The organism is Ensifer sesbaniae, assembly GCF_013283665.1.
GTDB classification, from domain to species: domain Bacteria; phylum Pseudomonadota; class Alphaproteobacteria; order Rhizobiales; family Rhizobiaceae; genus Ensifer; species Ensifer sesbaniae.
In genome coordinates this window covers 1,455,291-1,477,591 of the sequence record NZ_JABEKU010000001.1, presented here as the reverse complement: position 1 = coordinate 1,477,591, position 22,301 = coordinate 1,455,291, and the positions used below count along the sequence as shown (strand labels likewise).

At 62.8% G+C, this 22,301-nt stretch carries 16 protein-coding genes; 8 read left to right on the top strand and 8 right to left on the bottom strand.

Annotated features, from left to right (window positions below; translation table 11 throughout):
- Positions 1–61 precede the first annotated feature (61 nt).
- Entirely contained in the window at positions 62–1,849 is a 1,788-nt protein-coding gene (aspS, locus tag BHMPCIPO_RS07105; RefSeq protein ID WP_173516109.1) for an aspartate--tRNA ligase, read from the bottom strand.
- A gap of 321 nt (positions 1,850–2,170) precedes the next feature.
- Between aspS and BHMPCIPO_RS07100 the strand changes: the two genes are divergently transcribed.
- From BHMPCIPO_RS07100 to BHMPCIPO_RS07085, 4 genes are all read left to right on the top strand, one after another.
- Positions 2,171–3,412, top strand: a complete 1,242-nt coding sequence (locus tag BHMPCIPO_RS07100) for an MFS transporter (RefSeq protein ID WP_173516108.1) — start codon at positions 2,171–2,173, stop codon at positions 3,410–3,412.
- 150 nt (positions 3,413–3,562) lie between these two features.
- Positions 3,563–4,963 (top strand): multicopper oxidase family protein, encoded by a 1,401-nt coding sequence (locus tag BHMPCIPO_RS07095; RefSeq protein WP_173516107.1) that lies wholly within the window; start codon positions 3,563–3,565, stop codon positions 4,961–4,963.
- Between the two features lie 77 nt (positions 4,964–5,040).
- Entirely contained in the window at positions 5,041–6,192 is a 1,152-nt protein-coding gene (gene rnd / locus BHMPCIPO_RS07090) for a ribonuclease D (RefSeq protein ID WP_173516106.1), read from the top strand.
- A gap of 166 nt (positions 6,193–6,358) precedes the next feature.
- On the top strand, positions 6,359–7,411 hold the full coding sequence (locus BHMPCIPO_RS07085; RefSeq protein ID WP_173518108.1) for an adenylate/guanylate cyclase domain-containing protein: 1,053 nt from the start codon (positions 6,359–6,361) through the stop codon (positions 7,409–7,411).
- 22 nt (positions 7,412–7,433) lie between these two features.
- On the opposite strand, the gene BHMPCIPO_RS07080 is transcribed toward BHMPCIPO_RS07085, so the two are convergent.
- The gene (locus BHMPCIPO_RS07080; protein ID WP_173516105.1) at positions 7,434–7,841 is read right to left on the bottom strand and encodes a DUF2000 family protein; all 408 of its coding nucleotides are present in this window, start codon (positions 7,839–7,841) and stop codon (positions 7,434–7,436) included.
- Between BHMPCIPO_RS07080 and BHMPCIPO_RS07075 the strand changes: the two genes are divergently transcribed.
- Both BHMPCIPO_RS07075 and BHMPCIPO_RS07070 read left to right on the top strand, forming a co-directional pair.
- Positions 7,840–8,736: an AraC family transcriptional regulator gene (locus tag BHMPCIPO_RS07075; RefSeq protein WP_173516104.1), complete on the top strand. Its 897-nt coding sequence runs from the start codon at positions 7,840–7,842 to the stop codon at positions 8,734–8,736. The genes BHMPCIPO_RS07080 and BHMPCIPO_RS07075 overlap by 2 nt on opposite strands.
- Positions 8,737–8,937: 201 nt before the next feature.
- Complete coding sequence (locus BHMPCIPO_RS07070) at positions 8,938–10,296, top strand: esterase-like activity of phytase family protein (RefSeq protein WP_173516103.1); 1,359 nt, start codon at positions 8,938–8,940, stop codon at positions 10,294–10,296.
- 167 nt (positions 10,297–10,463) lie between these two features.
- On the opposite strand, the gene ppx is transcribed toward BHMPCIPO_RS07070, so the two are convergent.
- From ppx to BHMPCIPO_RS07050, 4 genes are all read right to left on the bottom strand, one after another.
- Positions 10,464–11,987 (bottom strand): exopolyphosphatase, encoded by a 1,524-nt coding sequence (ppx, locus tag BHMPCIPO_RS07065; protein WP_173516102.1) that lies wholly within the window; start codon positions 11,985–11,987, stop codon positions 10,464–10,466.
- Positions 11,988–11,998: 11 nt separating this feature from the next.
- Positions 11,999–14,185, bottom strand: coding sequence for an RNA degradosome polyphosphate kinase (locus BHMPCIPO_RS07060; RefSeq protein WP_173518107.1), 2,187 nt, complete (start codon positions 14,183–14,185; stop codon positions 11,999–12,001).
- A 64-nt stretch (positions 14,186–14,249) separates the two neighbouring features.
- Entirely contained in the window at positions 14,250–14,939 is a 690-nt protein-coding gene (gene hdaA / locus BHMPCIPO_RS07055) for a DnaA regulatory inactivator HdaA (protein WP_173516101.1), read from the bottom strand.
- A 26-nt stretch (positions 14,940–14,965) separates the two neighbouring features.
- Positions 14,966–16,087: an AI-2E family transporter gene (locus BHMPCIPO_RS07050; protein ID WP_173516100.1), complete on the bottom strand. Its 1,122-nt coding sequence runs from the start codon at positions 16,085–16,087 to the stop codon at positions 14,966–14,968.
- A gap of 370 nt (positions 16,088–16,457) precedes the next feature.
- Here BHMPCIPO_RS07050 and purM point away from each other — a divergent pair, with 370 nt between their 5' ends.
- Both purM and purN read left to right on the top strand, forming a co-directional pair.
- Positions 16,458–17,528 carry a phosphoribosylformylglycinamidine cyclo-ligase gene (purM, locus tag BHMPCIPO_RS07045; RefSeq protein ID WP_173516099.1) on the top strand — a complete coding sequence of 357 codons (1,071 nt, stop codon included), beginning with the start codon at positions 16,458–16,460 and terminating at the stop codon, positions 17,526–17,528.
- Entirely contained in the window at positions 17,525–18,193 is a 669-nt protein-coding gene (purN, locus tag BHMPCIPO_RS07040; RefSeq protein ID WP_173516098.1) for a phosphoribosylglycinamide formyltransferase, read from the top strand. The genes purM and purN overlap by 4 nt, the downstream gene beginning before the upstream one ends.
- Positions 18,194–18,223: 30 nt before the next feature.
- Here purN and BHMPCIPO_RS07035 read toward each other — a convergent pair whose 3' ends face one another.
- Both BHMPCIPO_RS07035 and mprF read right to left on the bottom strand, forming a co-directional pair.
- Positions 18,224–19,609, bottom strand: coding sequence for a virulence factor family protein (locus BHMPCIPO_RS07035; RefSeq protein WP_173516097.1), 1,386 nt, complete (start codon positions 19,607–19,609; stop codon positions 18,224–18,226).
- Positions 19,606–22,215 carry a bifunctional lysylphosphatidylglycerol flippase/synthetase MprF gene (gene mprF, locus BHMPCIPO_RS07030; protein WP_173516096.1) on the bottom strand — a complete coding sequence of 870 codons (2,610 nt, stop codon included), beginning with the start codon at positions 22,213–22,215 and terminating at the stop codon, positions 19,606–19,608. The genes BHMPCIPO_RS07035 and mprF overlap by 4 nt, the downstream gene beginning before the upstream one ends.
- Positions 22,216–22,301: the final 86 nt, after the last annotated feature.

Sequence of the window (22,301 nt, the reverse complement as noted above, 5' to 3'; positions counted from 1 at the left end):
CAACGAAAAAGCCCGGCGAGACGGTCGCCGGGCTTTCTTTATTTCGTTAGTCTATTGGACCTTAGTCCTTCTTCTGCGGGATCGGACGGATCGCCAACTCGCGCAGCTGTGCCGGAGTTGCGGCCGACGGCGCGCCCATCAAAAGATCGACGGCCTGCTGGTTCATCGGGAACAGCGAGATCTCGCGCAGGTTCTTGGCGCCGACCAAGAGCATGACGATGCGGTCGATGCCGAAGGCCATACCGCCATGCGGCGGTGCGCCGTATTGGAAGGCGCGGTAGAGGCCGCCGAACTGCTCTTCGACTTCCTGCTGCGACTTGCCGGTCAGTTCGAACGCCTTGACCATGACTTCCGGAAGCTGGTTACGAATCGAGCCCGAGGCGATTTCGAAGCCGTTGCAGACCATGTCGTACTGGTAGGCCTTGATCGACAGCGGGTCTTCGCCGTTGAGCGCTTCCAGCCCGCCCTGCGGCATCGAGAAGGGGTTGTGGGCGAAATCGATCTTCTTCTCGTCTTCCAGCCATTCGTAGAACGGGAAGTCGACGATCCAGCAGAATTCGTAGCGGTCACGATCGACGAGGTTGAGTTCCTCGCCGGCGCGGGTGCGGGCTTCGCCGGCAAACTTGTAGAACTTCGAGGGATCGCCGGCGACGAAGAAGCAGGCGTCGCCGTCGTCGAGGCCGAGCTGGGTGCGGATCGCATCCGTGCGCTCTTCGCCGATGTTCTTGGCGAGCGGACCGGCGCCTTCGAGCTTTTCGCCTTCCTTGCGCCAGAAGATGTAGCCGAGGCCCGGCTGGCCCTGGCTCTGGGCCCAGGCGTTCATGCGGTCGCAGAAGGCGCGCGAGCCACCGGTCTTGGCCGGAATCGCCCAGACTTCGATCTTCGGGTTCGACGCGATCATGTTCGCGAAGACCTTGAAGCCGGAGCCGGCGAAGTGCTCGGTGACTGCCTGCATCTCGATCGGGTTGCGCAGGTCCGGCTTGTCGGAACCATATTTGCGGATCGCCGTGTCATAGGGGATGCGCGGGAACTTCTCGGTCACCGGCTTGCCTTCGGCGAACTCGACGAAGATCTCGCGGATCACCGGCTCCATGGTCGACCAGACGTCTTCCTGCTCGACGAAGCTCATTTCCAGGTCGAGCTGGTAGAACTCGCCGGGCAGGCGGTCGGCGCGCGGGTCTTCATCGCGGAAGCACGGTGCGATCTGGAAGTAACGGTCGAAGCCGGCAACCATCAGGAGCTGCTTGTACTGCTGCGGCGCCTGCGGCAGGGCGTAGAAGTTGCCCGGGTGGATACGCGACGGCACCAGGAAGTCGCGCGCGCCTTCCGGCGACGATGCGGTCAGGATCGGGGTCGTGTATTCTGTGAAGCCGACGTCGCCCATGTGGCGGCGCATCGACGAAATGATCTGCGTGCGCTTGACGATGTTCTTGTGCAGCGTATCGCGGCGCAGATCGAGGAAGCGATACTTCAGGCGCACGTCTTCCGGGTATTCAGGCTCGCCGAACACCGGCAGAGGCAGTTCCTTGGCAGCCGAGAGAACCTCGATCTCCTTGGCATAGAGCTCGATCTCGCCGGTCGGCATGCCCTTGTTGACGGTATCGTCGGTGCGCGCCTTGACGACGCCATCGATACGGATCACCCATTCGCCGCGCACCGTCTCTGCGATCTTGAACGCCGGGCTATCCGGATCGGCGACGACCTGGGTCATGCCGTAATGGTCGCGCAGGTCGATGAAGAGCACGCCGCCATGGTCGCGGACGCGGTGGACCCAGCCGGAGAGGCGAACGGTGGAGCCGACGTCCGATTTGCGGAGGGCGGCACAGGTGTGGCTGCGGTAACGATGCATCGTCTTATCCCGGAATTGCAAAGAGCCGCGCAGGCTCGTGGGACACGGCGCGCGGGCAACATGGTCAAAATCGGGCGGAAAAGCGCATGATGCGCAGCCTTTGTCAAGCCGCGCGACCGCTGCCGCCCCCGATGGAGGCGCGTTGTAGACGAAGGAAACGGCCAGTCCAAGGCCGTGCTCGAACAAGAGCCTGCCGAATTGCCGCGAAAAGAATGGCAATCGTCACAATTCGGGGCTGTCCGGCAGCAGAATGCGGGGCTACACATTTGAGGCCCGCAAGCCCCCTCGAGTCGCGGCCGATTTCCGGATGTCGCCTGCCCCATGTCTCAGATTCGCCCGCTCATCCCCCTTCTCGTTACCGCAGGCATCCTCATCGGCGGCAATGGCCTGCAGGGCACCTTCATCTCGCTTCGTGCATTGGAAGAGGGATTTTCGACATCCCTGATCGGTGTGATCGGCGCCGGTTACAATATCGGCTTCGCGCTCGGCTGCGTCTATGTCACGCGCATCCTGCGCGCCATCGGCCACATCCGCACCTTCTCGGCAATGGCTGCGATCGCATCGGCCGCGGCGATCTCCATGGTGCTCGTGATCAATCCGCTGATGTGGTTCCTGATGCGACTGCTTGCCGGCATCTGTTTTGCCTGCCTGTTCGCGACTGTCGAAAGCTGGCTGAACGCCAGCGTCACCAATGCCAACCGGGCGCGCACGCTTTCGGTCTACCGCCTCGTCGATCTCGGATCGGTGACCGCCGCGCAATATGTCATCCCCGGAATCGGCATCGAAGGCTTCGAACTCTTCGCCATCATCTCCATGGCTCTGACGCTGTCGCTGGTCCCGATCTCCTTCGCCGACCGGTCGAGCCCCGTGGCCCCGGAAGCCATCCGATTCGATGTGAAAGCGCTCTGGAACATCTCGCCGCTCGCGACCATCGGCTGCATCGTCGTCGGCCTGACCAACGCCGCCTTTCGCTCGCTCGGCCCGATCTATGGCCAGGGCATCGGCCTCTCCGTGACGGCCATCGCCACCTTCATGAGCGCCGGCATCATTGGCGGCGTCGTGCTGCAATATCCGCTCGGCCACTATTCCGACCGGCTCGACCGCCGGCTGATCATCCTGATCGCCACCTTCGGCTCACTGCTGGCCGGCCTGTTCCTGGCTTTCGGCGCCGGCAACGACGAGTGGCTGAACTTTGCCGGCATCTTCCTCTTCGGCGCCTTTGCGATGCCGCTCTATTCGCTCTGCTCGGCCCATGCCAACGACCATGCCGCGGAGGGCCAACATGCACTGGTTTCGGCAGGCATGCTGTTCTTCTGGTCGCTCGGTGCGATCATTGGGCCGCTCTTTGCGTCGTTTCTGCTCGACATCTTCGGGCCTCAGGCGCTCTTCATCTACACGGCCGCCGTCCTCTTCCTGTTCATGCTCTACACCTTGCAGCGCATGACGGCGCGCGGGCCGGTGCCTGCAGAAGCGCGCGCCATGCCCTTCCGCAACCTCCTGCGCACTTCGGCTTTCTTCAACAAGCTCGCCGCTGGCAACAATCACAGGCGCAAGGACGGCTGACCCTGCGGCAAGATGCGCGCAGTCCGGATAATTGCTGAATGCAGCGATCAGGTTTAGAACCGGCGCCAGAGCGGGATCAGGAAAAGTGTTTGCGGTTTTCCGCCCGCATCCCGCTCTAACGTGATCTAACCAGTTGCCGAGATTGCCTGAATGCCCGCCATCAGTCGCCGCACCTTCCTTCAAGGTTCCGCCGCCCTCGGAGGCGCCTTTGCGCTCGGGGCCGGCATGGCGGCACGCGCCGGCACCGCACCCGATCCGCAGATCCTGACGGCGCAGTTTACCAAGGCGCAGATCGCCAGCGATGGCATCACGCCGAGAGTGATGACCTATGGGTTGGGAGAGGCCGAGAGCGGCGGCATGCCCCCGGTCCTGCGCATGCGCAAGGGCGCGCCCTACGCCGCACGCCTCCTCAACCGGCTGGACGAGCCGACGACGGTGCACTGGCACGGGCTTCGCATCGCCAACGCCATGGACGGCGTGCCCGAGTTGACGCAGCCCTATGTCTATCCGGGCGATCGCTTCGACTATCTCATCACGCCGCCGGATGCCGGCACCTTCTGGTACCACCCGCACTGCAATACCCTGACGCAGATGGGCGCCGGCCTGACCGGCGTCATCGTCGTCGAGAATCCGGAGGACCCGGTGTTCGACGCCGAGATCGTGCTCAATCTGCGCGACTGGCGGCTTGGCGCAGGTGGCGCCTTCATCGATCCGTTCAAGCCGCGCGACGCCGCGCGTGGCGGCACCTACGGCACGGTGCGCACTGCCAATTGGCAGCGGGAGCCGACCTATGATGCGCCGGCCGGCGGGCTGGTGCGCGTGCGCATCGCCGCCACCGACGTCACGCGCATCTATACGATCGGCCTCGATGGCGCCGAGGCGATGGTGATCGCGCTCGACGGCAATCCGGTCGACAAGCCTTTCACGCTCGATCGCTACGACTTCGGCCCCGGCCAGCGCGTCGATCTTGTCCTGCGCATGCCCGATGGAGAAGGCCAGACGGCCGTGCTCGGCAATTTCCGCGGATCGCACCCTTGGACCATCGCGCGTTTCCGTGCGGCCGGCTCTTCGCTGAAACGCGACCTCCGCGATGTCGCCCCCCTGCCCGCCAATCCGATCTCCGAGGCGGACCTTTCCACTGCTACCCACGTGCCGATCGAACTGACGGCAACGGCCGAACATAAGGCTGCGCCTTCGATCTGCGGCTCGCTCGGCTATACGTTCTGGGCAATCAACAAGGTGCCGTGGCCAGGCGATACGCCGGATCCGATCGCGCCGATCGAGGAGATGAAGCTCGGCAAGAGCTATGTCCTGCAGGTCGCCAACCGGACGCCGCACGCGCATCCGATCCATCTGCACGGCCTAAGCTTCCGTATCCTCAATTCCAACAAGCGGACATTCCTGCCGCCGCCGACCGATACGATCCTGCTTTTGCCCGACGAACAGGCGGAAGTGGCGCTGGTGGCCGACAATCCGGGCGACTGGGTCGTCCATTGCCATATCATCGAGCACCAGAAGACCGGCATGACGGGTTATTTCAAGATCGTCTGAGATTTCGATTGTGACAGATGGCGCGACGGGCTACACGAAAATGTCAGCCGCATTTTTGCCATAGTGATTTAAATCTGATGATTGAAACAACCGCAGACCTTGAGGCGGCGTGCCAACAGCTGGCCCGCTCAAATTATATTACGATCGATACTGAATTCCTGCGCGAGACGACCTTCTGGCCGGAGCTCTGCCTGATCCAGATGGCGAGTCCGGATCTCGCCGTCATCGTCGATCCGATGGCCAAAGGCATCGATCTTTCGCCCTTCTTCGCGCTGATGGCCAATCCCGAGGTCATCAAGGTATTCCACGCCGCGCGCCAGGACATCGAGATCATTTTCCATCTCGGCAACCTCATTCCGCATCCGATCTTCGACACGCAGGTCGCGGCCATGGTTTGCGGGTTCGGCGACAGCGTCTCCTATGACCAGCTCGTCAACCGCGTCACCGGCACCCAGATCGACAAGTCTTCGCGCTTTACCGACTGGAGCCGCCGGCCGCTGACGGACAAGCAGCTCGACTATGCGCTCGCCGACGTCACGCATCTGCGCGACATTTACAAATACCTGGCCGCCGAACTGGAGCGCGAGGGGCGCTCGCTGTGGCTGACCGAGGAGATGGCGATCCTCGAGGCGCGTGACACCTACGACCTGCATCCGGACGACGCCTGGCAGCGTCTGAAGATGCGCGTCAAGAAACCGATCGAACTCGCCACCCTCAAGACCGTCGCCGCCTGGCGCGAACGCGAGGCACGCACCCGCAACGTGCCGCGCGGCCGCATCCTGAAGGACGACGCCATCTACGAGATCGCCCAGCAGCAGCCGAAGGACGCGGAAGCGCTGGCACGGCTCAGAACCATCCCCAAGGGGTGGGAACGCTCCAGCGCCGGAACTGCGGTCATCGAAGCGGTCAACGAGGCGCTTGCGATCCCCAAGGCCGATCTGCCGAAACTGCCGCGTCAAAGCCATGCGCCAGAAGGTGCCGCTGCCGCAGGCGAAATGCTGAAAGTGCTTTTGAAGCTGATCGCCGAAAAGCAGGGCGTGGCCGCGAAGATCATCGCCAACAGCGACGATCTCGACAAGATCGCTGCCGAAGGCGAGAAGGCCGATGTCGGCGCGCTCAAGGGCTGGCGGCGCGAGCTCTTCGGGGAAACCGCGCTGAAGCTCATCAATGGCGAAGTGGCTCTTCGTTTCGTCGACAAGAAGATCGAGACGGTGGAGCTCGGCGGCTGAGCCTACAAGGGCGGAGCCAAGTTTCCGCCCGAATCCGGCTCTAGCTGAAAGCCCGGCGGAACAGAATCACCATCGTCTCAAACGAGGTAACAGGGCGTGGAGCCGACGCAGTTAAACCGTGCCGGCTGAGACCTATGCCGCTTCTTCCGATACCGGGGCTTTCCGCATGCGTTGGCGCTTCTCCACTTTCGAAGGACTGCTCCTGCTCCTGGTGGTTGCGGCCGCCGGGGCAGTCTACGCCTGGATTGCCTATGGCACAGGCGCGCTGATCGGCGCGACCTATGCGCTGTTCATGTGCATTCCGATCATTGCGTTCGAGCGGCGCATCATTTTCAGACGCCTCAACCGACGGATTCACGCCTTCTCGACCCCGATGTTTTTCGTCGCCTCGCTTGCGATCTACTTCGTGCTTCTTGACGTCGGTTACGCGGCCGCCGGTCTGATCATGCAGACAAGCGGCGCTTTCGGCGATGTCTACTGGATGGAGGCGATGATGCCCTCCAAGACGGTGCTGCTCTATGCGCTGACGATCTCGGGCTCGCTCGTCTTCATCCTCAGGGTCCGCGAACTTCTTGGCCGCGACGTGTTCCTGAGCCTCCTGACGGGGCGTTACCGCAGACCGATCCAGGAGGAGCGCGTCTTCCTGTTCATCGACCTCGCCGGCTCGACCTCCTATGCCGAACGCAACGGCGACCTCAGGATGCAGGAATATCTCGGCAAATTGTTCGCGACGATTGCCGACCCCGTGCTGCGCTATCGCGGGTCGATCGACGACTATGTCGGCGACGCCGCCGTGATCACCTGGCCCTTCGACCGGGCCACCAACAATGCGGCCTGCATCCATTGCGTCTTCGACATTCTGGAAATCATCGATGCGGATGCGCACCGTTGGCAGAAGGAGTTCGGCGAAGTCCCGCGCCTGCGCGCGGCGCTTCATGGCGGCACCATCGTCGCGGCCGAAATCGGCCTCGATCGGCATAAGATCACCTATTTCGGCGACACCGTGAACACCACTGCCCGGCTGGAAGGCTTCTGCAAGACCCTCGGCCACCAGGTGCTGATCTCCACCGATCTCGCCCGCAAGATGCGTCTTCCGCACTATGTCCGCGTCGAGGATCTCGGCGAGCACGCCGTCAAGGGACGCGGGCAGAAGCTCGGCGTGCTGGCGCTGCGTGTCGGAGGCTCGACGCCTGCCCTCACCCCCAGTGCGGCGGAATAGTCATCGGCGGACGGCAGCGGCATCAGCCGTGCAGTTTTGCGCCCTTGGTGATCTTGTCGACCAGCTTCTTGTCTGCATGAATGGCGATGCCGGCAATGGCGGCATCATCCGGGCTGGTCTCTGCGAAGACCGCGCGGTTGGCGCTGTCGTGGCCGGTGGCGAACATCGCGTCGACATAGATCGACGCCCGTACGTCCCTCTCGATCGCACGGCGTTGAATGTTGCCGAGCGTCTTCCCATCTGCGGCAAGTACGATGATCGGCTGAACGCTCAAGGCGTTGTAGACGTTGCCGGCGCCGTCGCGATAATCTTCACCGATGATATCGGGCTTCTGCCCGGCAATACCGGTGGCGAGGAAGGCGGTGACGTTCAGCTTCTGCCAGGTTGCCAGGTCCTCGCGCAATACGATCGCAAATTTGGTATCGAACATGACGGTCATCTCCATTTCAGCCCGACAGGGCGTGCCGGAAGACGCATTATCGGAGGATGCCGCGATCGATCTTGAACGATTGTGCGGCGCGCCCGGCGACGGCATCCGCGTCGCTCCGGCGGTCGAAGGCATCGAGCGCATCGAAGCGCGGCTGCACGGGAAATTCTTCGAGCCGCACCGTCACGACACCTATGCGATCGGCGTGACGCTGGGTGGCGTTCAGACGTTTCAGTACCGGGGCGAAAGCCGCTTCAGCAAACCCGGAAGTATCATCATCCTCCACCCGGACGAGGTCCACGATGGCGGCGCGGGAACGGAGTTGGGGCTGCGCTACAGGATGATGTATCTGCAGCCGGAAAAGTTGCTTGCGGCGCTCGACGAAATGGGCCGCTCCCTGCCCTTCGTCGCAGCGCCGGTGGTGGGTGATGAGGCCTTGCGTCAGGCAGTCGGGGAAGCCTTGATGGACCTCGACAATGGCATTGACGAACTGGCGCTTGACGACATCCTGGTGCGGATTGCCGAGGGCCTCTACCGGCATGCCGGCACCAAGGACATCAAGCCGGGAAAGGCTGACAAGCACGCCGTTCTCGAGGCAACGGAATTCCTTCGCGCCAATCTAGAACGGCCCGTCGGATCGCAGGAGCTCGAGGTGGTCAGCGGACTTGATCGCTTCACGCTCGCCCGGCAATTTCGCAAGGTTCTCGGCACCAGCCCGCACCGCTATCTCTTGATGCGGCGGCTGGAGCGCGCCCGGCAGATGATCGCCAGTGGCGAAAGCCTCGCGGGCGCGGCGCTCGAGACCGGCTTCGCCGACCAGGCGCATTTCACCCGCCATTTCAAGCGCGCCTACGGCATCACGCCCGGGCGCTGGTCAAGCCTCACCGTCGCCGGCTGAGCCTGTCACCAAAGCTTCATCGGCCTGTAAAGCAAGCATCACCCGCCCGTCATCAAAGCCGCCTATCGGGTTGCCGTCTACAGCGCCGCGCGTCCGATCGGACGCGCAAAGGTCGCTGCAGCACTTTGAATGGCTGCATGCCTTTGCCCTGAAATCGAGGGCGAGGAGACATGCAGGAGGCTCCAACCCATGGTGACTTTCATGACGAAAACGCTTCTCGCCACCGCGGCTCTTTCTCTTTTGATGACGATGGCCGCTTCGGCCGAGGAAAAGTCCTTCACCGCAACCCTGAAGGGTCACGCGATCCTGCCGGCGAACACGATCATCGCTGCCCCCTCGGACGCCCCTGACTATCTGAAGACCTCGGGCAAGTTCACCACCCCGGACCGTAAACGCGCAGGAGCGCTCGGCACCGTCCCGGGTAAGGACGGCGTTCGTCCGACGGGCTTTTCGCTGCCTTTCGACGGCCAGCCGATGCAGGGTTTCTCCGGCATCAAGGTGATGGAAGACGGCACCTTCTGGAGCCTCTCCGACAATGGCTTCGGCAACAAGCTGAACTCCACTGATGCCATGCTGATGCTGCACCACATCAAGATGGACTGGGACGCCGGCAAGGTCGAGGCGCTGAAGACGCTGTTCCTCACCGACCCAGACAAGAAGGCGCCCTTCCCGATCCTCATGGAAGGCTCCGACAAGCGTTATCTCACCGGCGCCGACTTCGACGTCGAATCGATCCAGCCGGTTGCCGATGGTTTCTGGGTCGGTGAGGAGTTCGGGCCCTACATCCTCAAGTTCGATCTCGACGGCAAGCTGACGGATGTCATCCCGACCACGGTCGACGGCAAGCCGGTCATGTCGCCCGACAATCCGACGCTGACGCTGCAGGCCGATCCGTCGAAGAGGACGCCCGCCTTCAATCTGAAGCGCTCCGGCGGCTATGAGGGCATGGCCCTTTCCAAGGACGGCAGCAAGCTCTACGGCCTGCTCGAAGGCCCGCTCTGGACGGACAGCGAAACGGTCGAGCAGGCCGAAGGCCGCCCGGCGCTGCGCATCATCGAACTCGATGTTGCAAGCAAAGCCTGGACCGGCCGTAGCTGGCTCTATCCGCTGGCGGAGGGCGGCGAGGCGATCGGCGATTTCAACATGCTCGATGACAGGACCGCGCTGGTGATCGAACGCGACAACGGCGCCGGCACGGTCGACAAGGCCTGCGCCGATCCGAAGGCCCCCAAACCGGACTGCTTCGCGACAGGCTCCAAGGTCAAGCGCATCTACAAGATCGCCTTCGACGACAGCAATGTCGGCAAGGCTGTGCGCAAGATCGGCTACATCGACCTGCTGAAGATCGCCGACCCGGACAACAAGAAGCGCCAGGGCGGAGGCGAAGGCTTCTATGACATGCCCTTCGTCACCATCGAGAACGTCGACCGTGTCGATGCGACCCACATCATCGTCGGCAACGACAACAACCTGCCTTTCTCGGCCGGCCGCTCGCTCGACAAGGCCGATGACAACGAGTTCGTGCTGCTCGAAGTCGGCGATTTCCTGAAGGCCGAATAAGCGACAAGGGCGCGCGAACACTGCCTGTTTTCCTTAAATCGTTTGCCGATTTAAGGATAAAAACATGCAGCAAATCAGACTGCTACAGCGACCTTTGCGCGTCCGACAAGACGCGCAGCGCTGTAGAGCTCGCGCGCCCTTCTATTTGAACCCGGATTTTGAAGGTTTCAGCTTTCGAAGTGGAAAGCGAGCCGCTTGCCGGTAAGCTTGCCGAGTTGCTGCAGGCGCCCGTCCAGCCGTTCACCGGCAAATTCCGAATAGGCGGCAGGAACGACGATTTCGAGATCCGCGTCCGGCTGAGACGACTTGCGGAACGTCAGGTTCCGCGCGATCCCCGGCATCGATGCCGAGAAGAGATAGGCGACACGCAGCAGGCCGCCGAGCAGCTTCGCCAGTTCCAGCAGGCGCGGCGTGGTGATGCCGGCGAGCGCGTTCGTGGCGCCGTCGTCGTTCAGCCCTTCGAAGCGATAATAGTTGGCAAGCGCGATATAGGCGCGGCCCGCATGGGTGATCCCCGAGAAGGTCGAATGAGCAATGATGTTCAGCGCCTGCAGGCCGCGGTAATCCGGGTGCGCGCGCCAGCTGATATCGGCGAGCAGACAGGCGGCCTGACGATAACGGCTTTCCTCTTCCGTCTCCTCGATCCCGAAGTACGGCACCATGCGGCCCGTCCAGTCCGCGAGTTCGCGGGCGTGTTCCGGCGAGCGGGCCCGCAGAATGGCAATTTCGTTCGCCGCCGTCAGCAGCGGGTCCTGGGCGCGCTCGTGATCGTTGAGCAGCGAGAACAGATAGCCTTCGCGCACGCCGAGCGCGGAGAACGAAATCCGCTCCGGCTCCATGATCGAGAGCGCTTCCTGCATGGCGATCGCCCCGAAGGGCAAAAGGCTGCGCCGGCTCTTCGAGATCGTCGAATAGGCCGCGGGCTTGATGTTCTTCGGCTCGATCACCTCCGGCAGGAGCGCCATCGCCTCGTCGAAGGAAATCTCGTAGCCCTGCATCATGTGCAGCGGATAATCCCGGATCTCCATGTGCAGCTTGGCGATCGAGCGCCAGGTGCCGCCGACGGCATAGAAGGTGCGTCTCGTTCCGGTCCTCAGGACAGCCGAGTTCTTCATGAACTTGCGCACCCAGGTGCGCGCTTTGGTCAACGAGCCGTTGCTGTGTTCGAACAGACGAATGCCGCCGAGCGGCAGGGTGATGCCCTTGCCGATCTTCGTGCCCGAGACGTCGACGAGTTCGAGGGAGCCGCCGCCAAGGTCGCCGACGACGCCATCAGGATCGTGATAGCCGCTGACGATGCCCATCGCGGAATAGTAGGCCTCCTCCTCGCCGGTGAGGATGCGGACCTTGTGACCAAGGATCGCCTCCGCCTTTTCGATGAAAGCCGGGCCGTTGCTGGCCTCGCGCGCGGCCGCGGTGGCGAGCACGTACATCGATGTCGCACGCGCCTGCTTCGAGAGCGCGTGAAAGCGATGCAGCGCCTTCAGCGCACGCTCGACGCTTTCTTCGTCCATGCGACCGGTGGCATCGATACCCTTGCCGAGACCGCACATCACCTTTTCGTTGAACAGCACGGCCGGCGAGCGGCTCAGGCCTTCGTAGACGACAAGGCGAATGGAGTTCGAACCGATATCGATAACAGAAACCGGGCGGATGCCGGGCAGACGCCCCTGCGCTTCAGATTCGACCATGCAATTCCAGTTTATTTGTGCCAGCCGCTCTTCCAGCCGGCGATGAGCTTCGGTGCGCTGGACTTCAAGGCCTCGCCCCGGCCGGAGAGGCTGGGATTGGTCATGAAATAGTACTGTGCGTTGAAAGGCTCGGCGTCCTTGCCGACTTCCATCCGGCGAGAGGTGCCGTCAGGAAGAATCTCGTAGCTCTGCTGGTTGTCGATGAGATTGCCCAGCATGATCTGCGACAGAACCTGTTCGTGCACAGTCCGGTTGATGAGAGGCACGAGCGTCTCGACCCGCCGGTCCAGATTGCGCGGCATCATATCCGCCGAGCCGATATAGACAAGGGCATTTTCCGATGGAAGCCCATGACCGTTGCCAAAGCAGAATATGCGGGAATGTTCGAGGAAACGGCCGACGATGGACTTGACGCGGATGTTGTCGGAGAGCCCCGGAACCTGCGGTCGCAGGCAGCAGATGCCGCGCACCACGAGGTCGATCTCGGCGCCGGCGCGGCTCGCCTTGTAGAGTGCATCGATGATTTCCGGATCGACGAGCGAGTTCATCTTCATCCAGATCGCCGCCGGGCGCCCGGCCTTGGCGTGCTCGATCTCTTCATCGATGTGCTTGAGAATACGCGGGCGCAGCGTGTGCGGTGAGACCGCCAGTTTCATGCCCGCTTCCGGCTCGCCATAGCCGGTGATGAAGTTGAAGATGTTCGCCATGTCGTGGGCGATCACCGGATTGCAGGTGAAGAACGACAGGTCCGTGTAGATCTTCGCCGTCACCGGGTGATAGTTGCCGGTGCCGAGGTGGCAATAGGTCCTGAGCTTGCCCTCCTCGCGCCGAACGACCATCGACATCTTGGCGTGGGTCTTCAATTCGATGAAGCCGAAGACGACCTGCACGCCGGCGCGTTCCAGGTCGCGCGCCCAGCGGATATTGGCTTCCTCGTCGAAGCGAGCCTTGAGCTCGACCAGAGCAGTCACCGACTTGCCAGCCTCGGCGGCGTCGATCAACGCACGCACGATAGGGCTGTCATTCGACGTGCGATAGAGCGTCTGCTTGATGGCGACGACATCAGGATCGCGCGCCGCCTGCAGCAGGAACTGCACGACGACGTCGAAGGATTCATAGGGGTGGTGGACGACCATGTCCTTTTCGCGGATCGCCGCAAGGCAGTCGCCGGCGTGTTCGCGCACCCGCTCCGGAAAGCGCGGATTGTAGGGCTCGAAGCGCAGGTCATCGCGCGGCGCCTTGGTGATTTCCGAGAGCGTGTTGAGCGCCAGCAGCCCCGGCAGAACGGCGATGCGGTTTTCCGGAACGCCGAGTTCCTGCACGACGAACTGGCGCAATGATGCCGGCATCTCCGAATCGGTCTCGATGCGGATCACCGATCCGCGGCGACGGCGCTTCAGCGCCGTCTCGAAGAAGCGCACCAGATCCTCGGCCTCTTCCTCCACTTCGATATCACTGTCGCGAATGATGCGGAACGTACCGGAACCCTTCACCTCGTAGCCGGGGAACAACCGGTCGATGAACTGGCTGACGACGTCCTCGAGCGTGATGTAGCGGATGACGTTCTTGACGTCGGGCAGCCGGACGAAACGATCGAGCGCCACCGGCAAACGCAGGAGCGCCGTCATCGGCTCGCGGCCGGTCTTGCTGACGAGCTGCAGGCCCATCGAAAAGCCGAGGTTCGGAATGAACGGGAACGGGTGGGCCGGATCGATCGAGAGCGGCGTCAGCACCGGGAAGATCGACTGATCGAATTCGTTGGCGAGCCAGCTCTTATCCTGCGCCGAAAGCGACGCTGGACGCACGATTAGGATGTCCTCCTTGGCGAGATACTGCTGCAGCACGGCGAGCGAGGCCTGCTGCTCCATCTGCAGGTTGTCGATTTCCTTGAGAATGTCTTCGAGCTGCTCGATCGGCGTCTTGCCGTCGGGCGAACGCATGGCGAGGCCCTGGCGCACCTGCCCTTCGAGGCCCGCGACGCGCACCATGAAGAACTCGTCGAGGTTGGCGGCGGAGATCGACAGAAAGCGAATGCGCTCCAGCAGCGGATGCGCCGTGTTCAGCGTCTCTTCAAGCACGCGACGATTGAACTGCAGCCAGGAGAATTCGCGGTTGATGAAGCGCTGCGGGCTGGTCAGCAGATCGACATCCTCTGCCGCAGCCTGGTTTTCGTTCACCGCCGATACCGCGTTATCCATGCTCATTCGATCCCATTGCTCCGGTTGCACCGGCTATCTCAGTTTGACGACGGTTCTGTGACAGTCAATCGGACCGCCGTTGATTCCCCAGTTCTTCAAGAACTTCGGAGGCGAGCGTTCGGCTGAGCTTCGTGCCGCGCGAGAGCGCCAGATGATCGATCCGCTCGACGATCGTCTGCGCTGCTTCCAGCGACCGCTCCATGCGCTGGACGATGTAGCCGACGAGCCGCTCATCGACGAAGAGTTGGCGGTCTGCAAAAAGCTTGATCAGCACCTGCGTCAGCAACTCGTCATCCGGCTCCCCGATCTCGACGACGGTCGCCGCCTTCAGGCGCGAGCGCAGATCCGGCAGCGTGACCGGCCAGGACATCGGCCAGAGCCGCGTGGTCATCAAGAGGCCGGTGCCGTGCTGGCGCACGTTGTTGATGACGTGAAACAGCGTGGTGTCGTCGAAGCTGCTCCGGTCGGCGTCCTCGAAGAGAACAGGCTTCTCCGCGGCAATCAGCGCGGCATCGGAGCCGGCGAGCGGATGGATTACCTCGGCTCCTGCCCGTTCCTTCCAGATGCTGGCGAGATGCGATTTGCCAGAGCCAACCGGCCCGGCGATGATGACGACCGGTGACGGCCAATCCGGCCAGTGGTCGACGATGGCGATCGCCGCGCTCAGCCGGTCGGAAACGAGCAGATCCTCACGGCCCGTCGCCGGGTCGTGGCCGAAGGCCAGGGGTATTTGTTCGAATGGGCGTTTTGTCATGCTGTACTCGGGACAATCGTCGGAAATCAGGCGGCCTTGTCGCTCTTCGCCTTCTTTTCCACGGCCTTGCCGTGCCCGTGATAGAGGTCGCTATCAAGGTACCGCTGGATGCCGAAGCGGACAAGCACGCCGATGGCCGCTGCCGCCGGCACCGCCACCAGCAGACCGACGAAGCCGAAGAGCGCGCCGAAAGCAAGCAGGGCAAACATCAGCCAGACCGGATGCAGGCCGACGCTTTTGCCCACCAGCTTCGGCTGGAGGATGTTGCCCTCCATGAACTGGCCGCTGAAGAAGACTGCCAGCACGAGGCCGATCCAGAGATAATCCGGCCAGAACTGCACCAGGGCGACGCCGACGGCGAGCACGAGGCCGACCAGGGACCCGACGTAGGGAATGAAACTGATCATGCCGGCGAATAGGCCGATCAGCAGGCCGAAATTGAGACCGACGAGCGACAGGCCGATGCCATAGTAAAGGCCGAGAATAACGCAGAGCGAACCCTGCCCGCGCACGAAACCGGCAATCGTCGTGTTCATGTCCCGGGCGATCTGGCGCACCGTCGTCACATGGTCGCGCGGCACCCAGCTATCGACCTTCTCGACCATCCGGTCCCAGTCGAGCAGAATGTAGAAGGCGACGACGGGGGTAACGACGAGCAGCGAGATGACGTCGAGCAAAGCCACGCCGGAGTTCCAGATCTGCTGGAAGAGCGTGCCCAGGAAGGCGGCTCCCTGTTCCAGCAGCTTGCCGGAACTTTGCTTCAGCGACGGCATCTGGCTCGCCAGCCAATCCGGAATGAGCCGTGTCTGCGCTTCGTTGACGAGCAACTGCAGCTTGGCGGCGTAGCCCGGGATGTTCGCGATGAAATCCGAAGCCTGGCTGACGATCACGGGAATGATGATCATCAGTGCAAGCACGAAGACGACGACGAAGCCGATCAGGATGACGACCGTTGCCATCAGCCGGCTAAGGCCGAGCCGCTCGAGCCGGTCGGCGACCGGATCGAGGAAATAGGCAAGCGCCATGCCGGCAAGGAACGGCAGCAGGATCGAGCTGAAAACCATGAGGAAGGCAATGAAGGCGGCAAGCACCAGCAGCCAGAAGATGACCTGGCGCTGCAATCCGGAACCGCTGACCTTGATATCCATGACGCTCCCTTTAGATCACGATGATTTTAGGTCGGATCGGCCCAAAATCATCGTGATCGTTTCTCATAAGTGAGAGCGGGACGCGGACGGAAGGCCGCACGCACTTCTTCTCATCCCGCTCTAGCGCGCCGCGCGCACCGATCGCGTATCACAATCCTTCAAAGGAGATAGGGGGCGGCGCGGGCGCCGGTCAAGTCCAACCGGGCGGGAGCGTGTGGTTTGGAGCCATACTCGCTCGCTTCCATCGTGGGATATGGGCAAAATGTTGAAAAAACGCCGTTGACGACAGCTCTCGGCTTGCACTCCCTTGCCTGCCGTGCCAATCGCATCCGCAAATTACCTGTCGCACGACGAGCCTTGGAGAACGAGCATGAGCCAGTCGGGAAAGAACGGCCTCACCTATAGCGACGCGGGCGTGGATATCGACGCCGGTAACCTGATGGTCGAGAAGATCAAGCCGCATGTGCGCTCGACCAGGCGCCCTGGTGCCGACGGCGAGATCGGCGGCTTCGGTGGCCTCTTCGATCTCAAGGCAGCGGGCTTTACCGACCCGGTTCTGGTTGCCGCCAATGACGGCGTCGGCACCAAGCTCAAGATTGCCATCGACGCCAACAAGCATGACACCGTCGGGATCGACCTCGTCGCCATGTGCGTCAACGACCTAGTGGTCCAGGGCGCCGAACCGCTGTTCTTCCTCGATTACTTCGCCACCGGCAAACTCGACCCGGATCAGGGTGCGGCCATCGTCGCCGGCATTGCCAGCGGCTGCCGGGAAGCGGGCTGTGCGCTGATCGGCGGAGAGACCGCGGAAATGCCGGGCATGTATTCGGGCGGCGACTATGACCTTGCGGGCTTTGCCGTCGGCGCCGCCGAACGCGGTCAGTTGCTTCCCGCCGGCGACATCGGCGAAGGCGACGTCATTCTCGGCCTCGCCTCGTCGGGCGTTCATTCCAACGGCTATTCGCTGGTACGCAAGATCGTTTCGCTCTCGGGCCTTGCCTGGGACGCCCCTGCTCCGTTCGGCGAAGGCACGCTCGCCGACCTGTTGATGACGCCGACGCGCATCTATGTGAAGCCGCTTCTGAAGGCAATCCGCGAGACCGGCGCGATCAAGGCGCTCGCCCACATCACCGGCGGCGGCTTCCCGGAGAACATTCCGCGCGTGCTGCCGAAGCACCTGGCGGCTGAAATCGACCTCGATGCAATCAAGGCGCCGAAGGTGTTCTCCTGGCTCGCTCAGACCGGCGGCGTTGCTGCCAATGAAATGCTGCGTACCTTCAATTGCGGCGTCGGCATGATCGTCGTCGTTCCCGCCGACAAGGCCGCAGAGGTTTCGGCCGTGCTGACCGGCGAAGGCGAAACCGTCTTTACCCTCGGCCGGATGGTCGCGCGCGCCGAAGGTGCTGCCGGCACGATCTACAAGGGCAGCCTCGCCCTATGACGAGCGATGTGACGTTAGGCAAGAAGCGGGTCGTCGTCTTCATTTCGGGCGGCGGCTCCAACATGCTGGCGCTCGCAAAGGCGGCGGCGGAACCCGGTTTCCCGGCCGAGATCGTTGCCGTCATCGCCGACAAGGCGGATGCCGGCGGGCTCGCAAAGGCGGCGGCGCTCGGGATTCCAACGAGGAGCTTCCAGCGCAAGGATTTCGAGAGCAAGGACGCGCACGAGGCGGCAATCCTTGCCGAACTCGATCGCCTTTCGCCCGACATCATCTGCCTGGCGGGCTACATGCGGCTGCTCTCCGCGACGTTCATCCAGCGCCATGAAGGGCGGATTCTCAACATCCATCCCTCGCTGCTGCCGCTGTTTCCGGGCTTGCATACGCACCAGCGCGCGATCGACGCCGGCATGAAGGTCGCCGGCTGCACCGTGCACTTCGTCACCGAAGGCATGGACGAGGGCCCGATCCTCGCCCAGGCGGTCGTGCCGGTTCTCCCCGGCGATACGTCCGACAGCCTTGCTGCACGGGTGCTGACCGTCGAGCACCGCACCTATCCGATGGCGCTGCGAATGATGGCAGAGGGCAAGGTGCGCATGGAAGGCGGCCGCGCGGTGATCGATGGCGCTCGCGAGGCAACGGGCACGCTGATTTCACCGGCGGCGTGATAGTCCGCGGCTGTCGTGAGCGACAGCAGTTTACTTCGCCGACGCCAGCCTTCGATCGAGCGCACCAAGCACCCGTCGCGTCAGTGCCGGATAATCCTCGTCGAAGTGGTGGCCACCATCGATGCCGATGACATCGACACCGGTACCCTTCAATTCAGGGCAGGCATCGTCCTCTTCGTCCGTGCCGTAGATACATTGCACGAGCGTGGGATCGATGCGCTTGATATCGTCGAGCGGATCGCCGCCCTTGCCATCGCCCTCTGCGCCCAGCCAACCGAGCACCGAAACCTTGTAGTCGACCATGTGCGAGAGCGCCATCAGCGTCACCTGGCGGACATGGGCCTTCTCGCCTGATGGCAGCAGGTTGAAGGTTCGCGGCAAAACGTCGGCACCGAAGGAATAGCCAATCAGGAGCACATTGCGGACGTTCCAGTGCTTACGATAGTAGGTCATGACCTTGGCAAGATCGTCCGCAGTCGCCTGCGGGTCCCGCTCGGACCAGAAATAATGCAAGGAATCGAAGCCGACGACGGGCACGCCTTGCTGCTGGAGGACGTCGCCGACCTCCTTGTCGATGTCGCGCCAGCCACCGTCGCCCGAGTAGATCACTGCCATCGTATCGCGCGTCGGCTTCGCGTCGAGAACGGTCAGCGGCAGGCCAAAGGGGTTGCCGGCATCGCGCTGGCTGTCGATCAGATCGGTGAGGTGATCGGACAAGGCCGTGAAGGCGTCGTCATCGCTGTCTTCCTGCTCGATATCCGGATGTTTCGCGATGAGTGCCGCCACATGTGCCCGGCCATCCGCGGAGGCTGCCGGAGAAAAGACCACGGAGACCGGGTCCGGTAAGGCGCCGTCGGTCAGCCCATAGACCATCCGGCCATCCTTCCGCACTTTATCAGCCGGTGTGCAGAGCTGCTTCTCGAGCGCGATCCCCGCTTCCGGGTCGACGGCCAGCGTCTGGCCGATCGTCGCCGGCGGAGTCTGGGCGGCAATTGCAAGCGCCATCGCGCCGCCCGCGCCGACGCCCGCGACAATGGGCAACTGATAGGCGTCGGTGCCGACTGCGCGCTGCACCTGTTGGCTGAGCGACTCGATATCGGAGACCATGTAGATGCAATCGCCGTCGTCCTTGGCAAGCGAGGCGAGATAGGCATTGAGGTCGACGCCGATGACGACGGTTTTGTCGCCGGTGAGCGTATCGGCGATCGCCTGCTCCTTGTCCGTCCAGCCACCGGCATCCGAAAGCAGAACCACCAGTGCGGCCGCTTTTTCCTTGGGCAACATGATGCGCGGCGACGGGATCATCCCGGTATCGTAGCTCTTCGGCGCGTCGTCTGCGGAAGCGGGAAGAGTGGAAGACGAAAGCAGCAGCGCTGCCGAGGCGAGGCATTTCCAAGCGTTCGCAACACGGATCATTTCTTCACCACTCCCTTGAGGCCGCCGCCGATCAGGAACGTCGCATCCATCAAGGCGAGGATCGGATTGATGCCGCCGCTGGCGACAAGATAGCGCGGTTGCCACTGCGGATGAAACTTCGACTTGAAGGCACGCAAGCCCTTGAAGTTGTAGAAGCGCTCGCCGTGTTCGAAGAAGGTGCGGCCGGCTCGATCCCACACCGGCGCGATCTGGCGCGTCGACATGCCCGATAGCGGCGCCATGCCGAGATTGAAGGTGCGATAGCCCTCCGCCTTCAGATATTCCATGACCTGAGCGAAGAGGAAATCCATCGCCCCTTTCGGCGCATCCGGCGCAAAGCGCATCAGATCGACGGTCCCCTCCTCCTTGGACCCCGTCACCAGGATGTTGGCGAAGGCGACGATGCGTCCCTCGCAGGTGAGGATCGCCACCGGCTGCTGGGCCAGATAGTCGGGATCGAAGGCACCAAGCGAGAAACCCTTTTCCTTGGCGTTGTGATGTTCCAGCCAGGCATCGGAAACCGCCGTCAGGTCATCCATGATCCCGGGGACCTCTCCAGGTGATACGACCTGGAACTCGAGCCCGTCACGCTGGGCACGGCTGACCTGCTGGCGCAGGTTTGCCCACTTGCCGCCCTTCATTTCGAAGCGGGTGAGGTCGACGCGCGCCAGTTCGCCGAGCCGGAAGGCACGCAGCCCCGCATCAGCATAGTAGGCAAGGCCGTCGGGAGCGACCTGATAGAAAACCGCCCGGCACCCCGAGGCGCGTGCCTTTTCGATGAACTGCCAGATCAGCTCCGGCCAGGCATCGATAGGGCCGACGGGATCAAAAAGCGCGATCCAGGAACGGGCGCGCTGGCCGTACATGATGAAAGCGCGCCCATCGGCGGAAAACAGGATGCTTTTGTCGCCCATGCGCACCAGATTGGCGTCGGACATGTCCTGTGCCTCGACGATCGCCAGAGCCCGCTCCATCGCATCATCAGAGGCGGGCTCCGCTGCCCCGGTTGCCGGACGCATCAGGCTCCAGATCGCAAGCAGGCTCGAACCGATCGTCACGCCGAGGAGTGCCCGAAGCCCACGCGGAGCCTCGGCAGAGAATTCGAACTGCCACCAGAGTTCATGGCTGTACTCGACATCGCGGTAGACGAAGAGCAGCACGATCAATCCGCCCAGGCAGATAACCCCGAGCGCCGTCAGCCACGGTATGGTGAGCGCCTGACCGAAGAGCGATGCCGGACGGGCGAACAGGCGCCGGCTGACAATCAATCCCAGGAGGAAGAAGGCAAGCATGCCCGCCTCCACCACCGCGACCGCCTTGATGAGCGACAGCAGAAGCGCTGCCATCGCAATCGCGATGGACGCCCACCAGGCGCCATCAAGGCGCAGGGCAAGACCACGGGAGACAACGACGAGCGCCAGTCCGAGCAGGCTTGCGAGGAAATGGGCGCCCTCGACGATCGGCAAGGGCAGCAGACTTTCCAGAAAAGCCAGGTTTTCGTCCGGCGTCGGCGTCACGCTCGAAAGCACCAGCATGATCGCCAGCACGATGCCGAGCGTCGCAAGCAGCAACGGCGTCATACGGCCGCCGATGCGCCGCACGCTCGAGGCAACCGGATGACCGGAAAGCTGCCGGAGCTCGATGCCGATAACGACGGCAATCGCGATCACGAGAGGCAGCACGTGATAGATCACGCGATAGAGAACCAGCGCGCCGAGAATGGCATCGACATCGGTGTTGTGACTGAGCGTCGCGATGATGATCGTCTCGAAGACGCCGAGGCCGGCGGGAACATGGCTGAGAACACCGACACCGACAGCGAGCGAATAGACCGCGAGGAAGGCCGGCCAGCCGATGGTGCCGACCGGCAGGAGCACGTAGAGGACAGTCGCCGAAGCGGCGAGATCGAGTGCCGTCACCAGGAACTGGCGCGAGACGGTGCGCGAATCCGGCAGCCGCAGCGTCATGCGTCCGAGGCTGACCTCGCGTCCATCGCGTGCAAGGAAGAACACGGTGAACAATCCACCGAGGACGGCGGCGGCGATCAGGCGCAGTAGGAGGGGATCCAGCCCGGTCATCGGCGCCACATATTCGCCGACCGCAAGCAGGCTGAGGCAGGTCACCGTCAGAAGCCCGAGGCCGAAGGCGAGCGTCACAAAGGCGATGATCCGGGCAATCTTTTCCGGCTCGACGCCGAGGCGGGAATAGGACCGGTAGCGGATTGCGCCACCGCTCAATGCGCCAAAGCCCGCGGTATTGCCGACCGCATAGGCGCAAGCAGCCGTCAGCGCCACATCGGCATAGGGCAGTTTCCGCCTGACGTAATCAAGCGCACTGACATCATAGAAGGTCAGCGCCAGGAAGCTCAGGGCTGTGCAGAATACCGCTGCCGCGACCGACGTCCAGGACGTCTCCGCCAAGGCCTGCACGACTTCGTCGTACTGCACTTCCGATGTCAGGTGAAAGATCGCGACGCCGAACAGGGCGATTACGAACAGCGTACCGGCAGCCGAAAGATAGCGACGGTTGCGGCGCAGGAAGGCGAGCCAGCCTCCCTCCGCTTGCTGTTCGTCGTCGGTGGGGCTTTGCGAAAGGGAGGATGTCATGGGGCGCCCATGTCAATGATGAAGACATCAGCGCTTTAGCTCAGCCGATACGGATCAAAAAGTGAAATATCCGTAATAAATTATGT

Bases quoted from the DNA above. Each gene is read 5' to 3' on its own strand.
- aspS (WP_173516109.1), bottom strand. From the start codon at position 1,849: ATGCATCGTTACCGCAGCCACACCTGTGCCGCCCTCCGCAAATCGGAC.
- BHMPCIPO_RS07100 (WP_173516108.1), top strand. From the start codon at position 2,171: ATGTCTCAGATTCGCCCGCTCATCCCCCTTCTCGTTACCGCAGGCATC.
- BHMPCIPO_RS07095 (WP_173516107.1), top strand. From the start codon at position 3,563: ATGCCCGCCATCAGTCGCCGCACCTTCCTTCAAGGTTCCGCCGCCCTC.
- rnd (WP_173516106.1), top strand. From the start codon at position 5,041: ATGATTGAAACAACCGCAGACCTTGAGGCGGCGTGCCAACAGCTGGCC.
- BHMPCIPO_RS07085 (WP_173518108.1), top strand. From the start codon at position 6,359: ATGCGTTGGCGCTTCTCCACTTTCGAAGGACTGCTCCTGCTCCTGGTG.
- BHMPCIPO_RS07075 (WP_173516104.1), top strand. From the start codon at position 7,840: ATGACGGTCATCTCCATTTCAGCCCGACAGGGCGTGCCGGAAGACGCA.
- BHMPCIPO_RS07080 (WP_173516105.1), bottom strand. From the start codon at position 7,841: ATGTTCGATACCAAATTTGCGATCGTATTGCGCGAGGACCTGGCAACC.
- BHMPCIPO_RS07070 (WP_173516103.1), top strand. From the start codon at position 8,938: ATGACGAAAACGCTTCTCGCCACCGCGGCTCTTTCTCTTTTGATGACG.
- ppx (WP_173516102.1), bottom strand. From the start codon at position 11,987: ATGGTCGAATCTGAAGCGCAGGGGCGTCTGCCCGGCATCCGCCCGGTT.
- BHMPCIPO_RS07060 (WP_173518107.1), bottom strand. From the start codon at position 14,185: ATGGATAACGCGGTATCGGCGGTGAACGAAAACCAGGCTGCGGCAGAG.
- hdaA (WP_173516101.1), bottom strand. From the start codon at position 14,939: ATGACAAAACGCCCATTCGAACAAATACCCCTGGCCTTCGGCCACGAC.
- BHMPCIPO_RS07050 (WP_173516100.1), bottom strand. From the start codon at position 16,087: ATGGATATCAAGGTCAGCGGTTCCGGATTGCAGCGCCAGGTCATCTTC.
- purM (WP_173516099.1), top strand. From the start codon at position 16,458: ATGAGCCAGTCGGGAAAGAACGGCCTCACCTATAGCGACGCGGGCGTG.
- purN (WP_173516098.1), top strand. From the start codon at position 17,525: ATGACGAGCGATGTGACGTTAGGCAAGAAGCGGGTCGTCGTCTTCATT.
- BHMPCIPO_RS07035 (WP_173516097.1), bottom strand. From the start codon at position 19,609: ATGATCCGTGTTGCGAACGCTTGGAAATGCCTCGCCTCGGCAGCGCTG.
- mprF (WP_173516096.1), bottom strand. From the start codon at position 22,215: ATGACATCCTCCCTTTCGCAAAGCCCCACCGACGACGAACAGCAAGCG.